The organism is Caballeronia sp. (assembly GCF_028292365.1).
GTDB lineage: Bacteria > Pseudomonadota > Gammaproteobacteria > Burkholderiales > Burkholderiaceae > Caballeronia.
In genome coordinates this window covers 1-3,654 of the sequence record NZ_JAQGMM010000385.1, presented here as the reverse complement: position 1 = coordinate 3,654, position 3,654 = coordinate 1, and the positions used below count along the sequence as shown (strand labels likewise).

3 protein-coding genes are annotated in these 3,654 nt (G+C 59.2%); all 3 read left to right on the top strand.

The window, feature by feature from the left end; all coding sequences use genetic code 11:
• On the top strand, positions 1–1,220 hold a 1,220-nt coding region (locus tag JWR14_RS23300), incomplete at its 5' end, for an amidase family protein (RefSeq protein ID WP_299712613.1).
• 212 nt (positions 1,221–1,432) lie between these two features.
• Complete coding sequence (trpS, locus tag JWR14_RS23295) at positions 1,433–2,485, top strand: tryptophan--tRNA ligase (protein WP_299712610.1); 1,053 nt, start codon at positions 1,433–1,435, stop codon at positions 2,483–2,485.
• Positions 2,486–2,717: 232 nt separating this feature from the next.
• Entirely contained in the window at positions 2,718–3,527 is an 810-nt protein-coding gene (locus JWR14_RS23290; RefSeq protein ID WP_299712607.1) for a class II aldolase/adducin family protein, read from the top strand.
• The last annotated feature ends 127 nt before the right edge of the window (positions 3,528–3,654 follow it).

Here is a 3,654-nt window from a genome sequence, read left to right as displayed (position 1 = left end):
TCGATTGCGTGACCTACCTCACCGCTACCGCGCGAGAAGCCAGTGAACTGCTGGCGCTCACGGCGAGGCCAGATCCGCGCGACGCTTATAGCCGCGTCAACCCGCAGTTCAATGACGCAAGTGCGTTCGGTGAAGTAGCGGCATTTCGATTCGGCGTACCTTCGGCGCTCGAATTTGCGGGATGCACTGAAAGTCCCGCGCTGTTCGAGCAAGCCCGGAAGGCTCTGGAAGCTGCTGGAGGAACCGCCGTTGAAATAGACTTCGTGCCGTTTGCCCAAGCCGCCAGATTGCTTTATGAAGGACCGTGGGTCGCAGAGCGTTACAGCGTCGCGGGAGAGTTGATGGAGACGCAGCCCGATGCCGTATTACCCGTGATTCGCGACGTACTTGCCAAGGCACCCGGCACGACCGCCGTCGACGCATTTCGCGCACAGTACCGGCTCCAGGCGCTCAAGCAAGTCTGCGACGCCGTCATGGGAGAGCTGGACTTCGTCCTGACGCCGAGCATTCCTCGCCCCGTTACACTGGCGGAACTGGAGGCGGACCCTATCGGCCCTAACTCCTTGCTCGGGTATTACACCAACTTCATGAATCTCCTGGACTACGCGGCTGTAGCGGTTCCAGCTGGATTCATGGCGAACAAATTACCCTGGGGTGTCACGGTTTTCGGCCGGCCGTTTACCGATCAATATTTACTCAGCATAGCTGATCGATTACAGCGGATTCATGGATTGCCTGTGGTTGGAGGCAGCACCCCCGATCTGACGCCACTCCCCCGGCAGGCTCATGGCGATCGCGCGCGGATCGTAGTCTGCGGTGCGCATATGGAGGGACTGCCCTTGAACTGGCAGTTGCTTCACCGTGGCGGCCGGCTGCTTGAACGCACGTTGAGCGCATCTCGCTACCGCTTGTTTGCGATCGAAGGCCCAGTGGCGCGGCCCGGGATGACCCGCGTTTCGGTTGGGAATGGCTCCGCTATCGAGGTCGAGGTGTGGGAGCTCCCCAGCGCAGAACTGGGGTCATTCCTGACGGGAATTCCCGCGCCTCTCGGGCTCGGTAAAGTCGAGCTCTCCGACGGCCGCTGGGAGACCGGCTTTATCTGCGATACCTTCGGGCTGGAGGGAGCGCGCGAGATTACCTCCTTCGGCGGATGGAGGCGGTGGATTGCCAACACCGCTCGTATCGCCGCGACCGCGACGAGCCGCGCGGTCGCGGAATAACTTGCTCAAACATCGGGCGTTGTCAGCCGTCCTCGCTCTATGGCATTCTTACGCCATGTCCGCGATCAACCCCGTTACTGCTCATGCCTGGTGCCGCTCCTGAAGGAGCGGCATTGTCACGTTTTTAATGACCATGACCGCCGCAGTTTGGCCGGCATGGCTTAAGCCCCCGGTTCGCTTGTCCTGCGGCGGTTCTCCAAGAGAATCCGTATATGCACGATTTGCGCAACACCCCGTCATCCGTACCACGCCTCACCGTCCTCACCGGTGACCGCCCTACCGGCCCGCTGCATCTGGGCCATTATGTTGGCTCGCTGAAGACCCGGCTCGAGCTTCAGGAAACACATACACAGTACCTGCTCGTCGCCGATACCCAGGCCATGACCGACAACGCTCATGACCCGGACAAAGTGCGCCGGAATGTATTGGAAGTAGCGCTGGATTATCTGGCTGTCGGTATCGACCCGGACAAGAGCACCATCGCCGTACAGTCAGCCTTGCCGGCGCTCGCGGAATTGACCCTGCTTTACATGAATTTCGTCACTGTCGCGCGCCTCGAACGCAATCCCACGATCAAGGAAGAGATTCAGTCCCGCGGTTTTGGGCGCGATATTCCTGCGGGCTTTCTCTGCTACCCCATAGCGCAAGCGGCCGATATCACCGGGTTCAAGGCTCACTTTGTTCCAGTGGGAGAGGACCAGGCCCCGCTGATAGAACAAACCAATGAAATCGTGCGCCGCATCAACCGCCAAGCGGGCATCGAGGTTCTGCCGGAAGCCGAGGCATTGATTCCGACGATGGGCCGCCTCCCCGGTGTCGACGGCAAAGCCAAGATGAGCAAATCGCAGAACAACTCGATTGCGCTGTCTTCCTCGCCCGATGTCATACGCGAAGCAGTGAAGCGCATGTACACCGATCCAAACCATCTGCGTGCATCTGATCCGGGTACCGTGGAGGGCAACGTGGTTTTCACCTACCTGGACGTATTCGACGACGACCGTGTCGAGGTTGAACGCCTGAAGGCGGCGTATCGCGCTGGAGGGCTTGGCGACATGGCGCTCAAGCACCGGCTGGAGGATAAGCTGCAGGCGTTGATCGCCCCTATACGGGAACGGCGGGAACGATTTGCCCAAGACCCCGGTTACGTCTTTAGTGTGCTTAAGGAGGGCACGCAGTGCGCCAAGGCTGTCACGCAGCAAACGCTGGACGAGGTACGGAGGGCGCTAGGAACATTTTCATTTGAATCCGTAAGCTCTTGGAAATAATCATGTGCCGTTGGAGAGCGCCAACCTGCTCGGTCGATATGGTTATCTTCATTTGATATTTAACCTTTGCAGGCCCGGGTGCTAGCCTTTGAGACTGTTCACTGGTGTCGATTGTTTGAACCTTCAACCCCTTCGCACCAGGGACACTCGCCGGGACTGGCCTTGGCCGCTAGCCGCACAAGCTCATCCGGACGAGTCAGAACACCGCTTGAACGCCAAAGGACATCAAACAATGAGCACCCTCACCGAAGCGCCCGGTCTCACCCTGCACGCCACGCCCGTCCGCAAATTCTGGTTCGACGAAGTCCCGGCTCCCGCTACGCCCGCGGCTGAACGCCGGCATCGTCTGGAGCGCCTTGCTGGCGCATTTCGCCTGTTCGCTCAACGCGGTTTCGATCAGGGTCTGGCCGGCCATATCACTGCTCGCGATCCTGAATGGCCCGACCATTTCTGGGTCAATCCCCTTGGCAGGCACTTTGCACGCATGCGGGTTTCCGACTTGCTGCTGGTGAACAGCGCTGGCGAGATCGTGGTCGGCAAGGGCCCGGTCAATCAAGCCGCGTTTGCGATTCACGCAGCTATTCACGAAGCTCGTCCGGATATCGTCGCGGCTGCACATACGCATTCCCTCTACGGAAAAGCATGGTCGACACTGGGACGCAAGCTCGACCCGCTCACGCAAGACTCTTGCTCTTTCTATGAGGATCACGAACTATTTGACGATTTTCAGGGTGTGGTGCTCGACACGAAGGAAGGCGCACGTATTGCCGATGCGCTGGGTTCGAGCAAAGCGGTGATCCTGAAGAATCACGGCATCCTCACCGCGGGTCCGACGGTCGAAGCAGCCGCATGGTGGTATCTCGCACTCGATAACGCGTGCCACACGCAACTACTCGCCGAAGCTGCCGGTACGCCTCAGCGCATTCCGCATGACGTGGCCGCGCTCACGCACGAGAGAGTCGGTCGTCCGGGAGGCGCGCTGTTTTCGTTCGAGAGTTTGTATGAAGGCCTGGTCGAAGCGGAACCCGATCTGCTTGATTGACTTGATACGGCATTGTGATTAAAGCGATGCCTCATACATAGCCTTAATCACTCAACCAACGTCATGCTTTGGCGATCTGCGTATCCGAAATAGCGCGCACATCGATCCTTCTTGGCAGGATGGCATC